Annotated in this window: 3 protein-coding genes; 1 reads left to right on the top strand and 2 read right to left on the bottom strand. The window is 37.0% G+C overall.

What is annotated here, in order from left to right:
* Positions 1-53: 53 nt before the first annotated feature.
* Entirely contained in the window at positions 54-176 is a 123-nt protein-coding gene (locus tag F6K13_RS20210) for a hypothetical protein (protein WP_287288172.1), read from the bottom strand.
* A 412-nt stretch (positions 177-588) separates the two neighbouring features.
* On the opposite strand from F6K13_RS20210, the gene surE reads away from it, so the two are divergent.
* Positions 589-1293 carry a 5'/3'-nucleotidase SurE gene (gene surE / locus F6K13_RS20205; protein ID WP_287288170.1) on the top strand — a complete coding sequence of 235 codons (705 nt, stop codon included), beginning with the start codon at positions 589-591 and terminating at the stop codon, positions 1291-1293.
* An 810-nt stretch (positions 1294-2103) separates the two neighbouring features.
* Here surE and F6K13_RS20200 read toward each other — a convergent pair.
* Positions 2104-4002 carry a penicillin-binding protein 2 gene (locus F6K13_RS20200; RefSeq protein WP_124147068.1) on the bottom strand — a complete coding sequence of 633 codons (1899 nt, stop codon included), beginning with the start codon at positions 4000-4002 and terminating at the stop codon, positions 2104-2106.
* Positions 4003-4405: the final 403 nt, after the last annotated feature.

Below are 4405 nucleotides of genomic sequence, written 5' to 3'. Positions count from 1 at the left end.
TTTATCATTTTCTTTGTGGGTTTAATACCCCACCGTCTACACGGTGTTCAAAATTACTTGGGGTTAGAATCCCCATGTAATTTTCCTCCTGTCTCCTGTCTCCTGTCTCCTGTCTCCTTCTTCAAACGGGATAATTGATTTGATTTTTTATTATTGGAGATGTTTAATAATCTCACAAATAATTGAACAATAAACAAAAAAAATAATCTGAAGTTCTTATCAGCTCAAGTTTTCAGACAATAAGTATTACTCAATAAATATTAGTTTTGACGATCGGATAAATGTATTAAATAGTACAGTAATATATATTTTTCTATGTTAAAGGCTGAAGAATTAAGAAAATGGTAAATAGCTAATTAGTCAAAGTGTTGGAATTCAATGAGCAAAGATAAGAAATTCAACTCAAAAATATCTTTAACTGGCAATGTTAAAATTATCAACTATAGCAATCCTAAATAAGTTGCGGGTAATCAAAAAGTAGATAAAAAAACTGAAACTCCCATCTGTTCCCTGTTCCCTAAAAGCGGTAAGATTTTTATACACAAATAAAATAGAATTGCTATAGCTAAACTCAAATTCTTAAAAAGTATGACCTTTATTCTCACCAACGATGATGGAATTAATGCTCCTGGCATTAAAGCACTTTGGGAAGCTGTCAATAATGTCAATTTACCTTTAGCATCTTCTAAAAAAAGTATAATTGTCGCTCCTCAAGAACAATTATCTGGCTGTGGACATCAAGTTACGACTCAAGAACCAATTAATATCCAAACTCTGTCTGAGGTTGAGTATGCGATCGCCGGTACACCAGCAGATTGTACTAGAATTGCCCTAACACACATCGACAATAATGTCAAATGGGTACTTTCAGGTATTAACTCAGGGGGTAACATGGGTGTAGATGTCTACATATCTGGTACAGTAGCAGCAGTAAGGGAAGCAGCATTTCACAGAATTCCAGGAATCGCCCTTTCTCAATATCGTCAAGGAAAAAAACCTGTGAATTGGGAAAGAGTAACTCGTTTAGCAGAAATAGTATTAGCAGATTTACTCAACCGCCCCCTTGAACCAGGAGCTTTTTGGAATGTAAACTTTCCTTATTTAGAACCCGAAGCACCAGATCCAAAAATGGTATTTTGCACACCATCAACCCAACCATTACCAGTAGCTTATCAAATGGAAGGAGAAGATTTTTATTATACCGGAAAATATGCAGAACGCGACCGCACTCCTGGTACGGATGTAGATGTTTGCTTTGCTGGTAATATTGCGATTACCAAGATTCAACTTTAATCAACTATTAAGCATTTATATTATGTCCGGTTGAATAGTTATAAATAACTAGAGAGAAGTCAGAAGTCAGTGCTCAGGAGTCAGTAGGGAAAAAGAAGGAAGAAGAAGAAATGAAGGGGAAATAAGAAAGAAGAAGAGGAGAAAATTTTTTCATCACTAATTATCCGGAGCATGATAGTTATAGCTTGCTGATTAATTCTCAAAGGATTGATAGATAAAGGTAAGTGCCTTTTTAGAACAAAAAAAAGTGCAACAATATTTAAGCTGGAGCGACCAAAAAGTTAGCATTTTGAGCAGACAAGGGTAGAAAAATTCAAGGACAAAATATTCGACCACATCCTTTGTAATTTCCGTTTCTCCTGTCTCCTGTCTCCTGTCTCCTGACTCCTACCCTCACCCATAAGACTTCCATAAGCAAACCCTAGTTAGACTATATCTCCCAATTTTTGGAATAGGGAACAGTGGTGCGACCCAAGGGAGTAGGGGAGTAGGGGAGTAGGGGAGATGGAAGCATTTTTCTACCTTTTTGCGATTCTATTTTTGAATCTCCTGACTTCACCAGGACTTAGTTCTGACCGAAAAATCAGGAGGAAATGGAAACCACCAAAAAGAATTTAAGGCGTTGGTAAATTAGGGTATGATATCAGTCTTAATTACTTAGGAGTCAACCCACCCGCGCGCCCCTCCCAAGAGGGGGAAGACCGATTCAGGAGGGAAGAAAGAAAAAGAAATAAGGAATAGAAGGAGAAAGTTTTTTGTTTGCGCTCTTATCCGGACAATATATCATACCTCTTTTCACCAACACCGAATTTAATTTTGACTTTGCACAGACCTGATATCAGAAGGAGGAATTTGCTCAATATTAATCAAAGACTTAATGACCGACTTAACAATAGGAGCTGCCACCTTTCCCCCACTACCCTTAATAGGTTCATCAATAACCGCCAAAACCACATAACGGGGAGACTCCATTGGTAAAATACCAACAAAACTCGTAATCTTAGCCTTCTTAGAATAACCCCCAGTCTCAGAAGCTTTTTGAGCCGTACCAGTTTTACCCGCAATTCGATATCCACGAATTTTGGCTCTTTTACCAGTACCACTTTCAACCACCCTTTCCATCATTGCCAATACTTTTGTCGTAGTTTTAGAAGAAAACACCTGTCTAGGACTTGGCAAAGACAACTGCCAATATGGTTGTCCTTTACTATCAAACAAACCACGCATCACATGAGGCGTCACTAACTTACCCCCATTTGCTAAAGCTGCATTAAGCTGTGCTAGTTGTAGAGGAGTAAGAGAAAATCCCTGGCCAAAAGCAGTAGTAGCAGCTTCCACTGGCACCATTAAAAACTGGTTGCGGCCCTTTAAAATACTCGGTGCTTCAAAGGGAAGGTCTGTACCAGTAGTATCTCCTAATCCCAAGCGTTTAAGGCCATCATAGAAAACAGCTCGGGGCATTTGTTCCACAATTTTCACCATACCTACATTACTGGAGTGTTGAATAATCTCAGTCACAGTGCGTGCCCCACCGCTACCATCAGAGTTAAATATAGGCCAATTTCCGATGACTATTCTACCTGTATCGTAAAATACACTATCTCCCTCAATTGCTCCTACTTCTAAAGCTAAGGCCACATTTACTGGTTTAAAAGTAGAACCTGGCTCATAAACATCTGTTACAGCCCAATTTTTGAATAGTGTTACGTCATAGTTATAGTATTGATTGGGGTCATAAGAAGGTTCTGATACTAGAGAGAGTATAGAACCATCATTAGCGTCCATCACTATGACAGTACCTCGTTTGGCCTCATACTCTTCTAATTGTTCTTTTAGGATAGTTCGTGTTACTCGTTGCAAGCGAGAGTCAATAGTTAGATGCAAAGAAAGGTCATCTAACTGTAGAAAACCTGTAGTTAGTTTGTCTGGAACAAGAACACCTTTGATTAAGCGCCGAAATTGGATTTTTGGTACAGAGCGCTCTAAGAGATTTTGTTGGCTATATTCAATCCCAGCTTGACCTATACTTTCTCCATCTACATATCCTACTACTTCAGCAGCTAGTTCTTTTTGAGGATAAACACGTTGTGGATGTTGAATTAATTCTAAGCCATCAACAAATAAATTAGTAATTTTATCTGTAGTTTCTTGAGGTATGAAGTCGGCAACTTTTATACCTGTCTCTCTTTCATTGAACATTTGGAGTAGGTCATTTGAAGTTAGGGTTTTCTCCAAATTTGCTCCTTCTAAAATAGTTGATAATTGATAAGCAACTTCTTGTTTTGAACGATTAAAAATTTTGGGGTGAGCATAGAGGGTATAGGCTATTTTATCAATTGCTAAAGTATTGCCATTTCTATCAACTATTGGGCGTCTGGGAACGAAAGGAATTGATTCTTTAGTTTGCTGGTGTTTTGCTTGTTCTTGTAATGCTTTACCTCGCAACACTTGTAAATAGAATAGGTTAATTATTAATCCTAATAAGCCAAGTATTAAAAGTACCCAGACCTGGTAAAGTCTAGATTTTTGACATTTTTCTGGTTTTTGGCGAGAGGGCATTGATAATAATTTTTGATGAGTATTTTTGACAGAATATGTTTCACTTTGAGACTTTTGATTTTTGAGTTTAGAACTAGATTGTTCTGTTTGTTTGTTTTTGAAATACTTACGACGAAGTTGAGTATTTGAAGTATAGTTATAACCAGACATTTGAGTTATTTATTAATAATAATTAATCAGGAAAGAAGAAGCATTAATTTGTGGTTAAATCTCTAATTTAATGTAAGCAACTTTAAGAAGTGGGAGATTTAAACCCTTGCCTTCTTTAATTTTCTTCCTTTGAGTTAAATATTAACTAATTTAGTTGTTTGCTTGTTTGTGAAGCCATCAATGGTCAAAAAAATCTACAGATAGAGCGAAGAAGACTTATCCGTGGAGAAGACAAATGCTTTCAGTCTTCCAAGAATATTGATTAATTAATGGGGTGAAGCTTCTTTCGATGGTGATTTGATAGACTTGAGAGGTTTACCAGATTATGTAGTGGTTAAAGCCAGGTCAATTATTTCTGCATTAAATGATAATCAAAGCTATCGAGAATTTGGAGGTAAACGGC

The sequence above is a fragment of the Okeania sp. SIO2B9 genome (assembly GCF_010672505.1).
Taxonomy (GTDB): Bacteria; Cyanobacteriota; Cyanobacteriia; order Cyanobacteriales; family Microcoleaceae; genus Okeania; species Okeania hirsuta.
The sequence above is the reverse complement of the archived record's forward strand: the minus strand, read 5'-3'. Positions and strand labels throughout refer to the sequence as shown.

Excerpts from the sequence above, each read along its gene's own strand:
- surE (WP_287288170.1), top strand. The coding sequence starts at position 589 with ATGACCTTTATTCTCACCAACGATGATGGAATTAATGCTCCTGGCATT.
- F6K13_RS20200 (WP_124147068.1), bottom strand. The coding sequence starts at position 4,002 with ATGTCTGGTTATAACTATACTTCAAATACTCAACTTCGTCGTAAGTAT.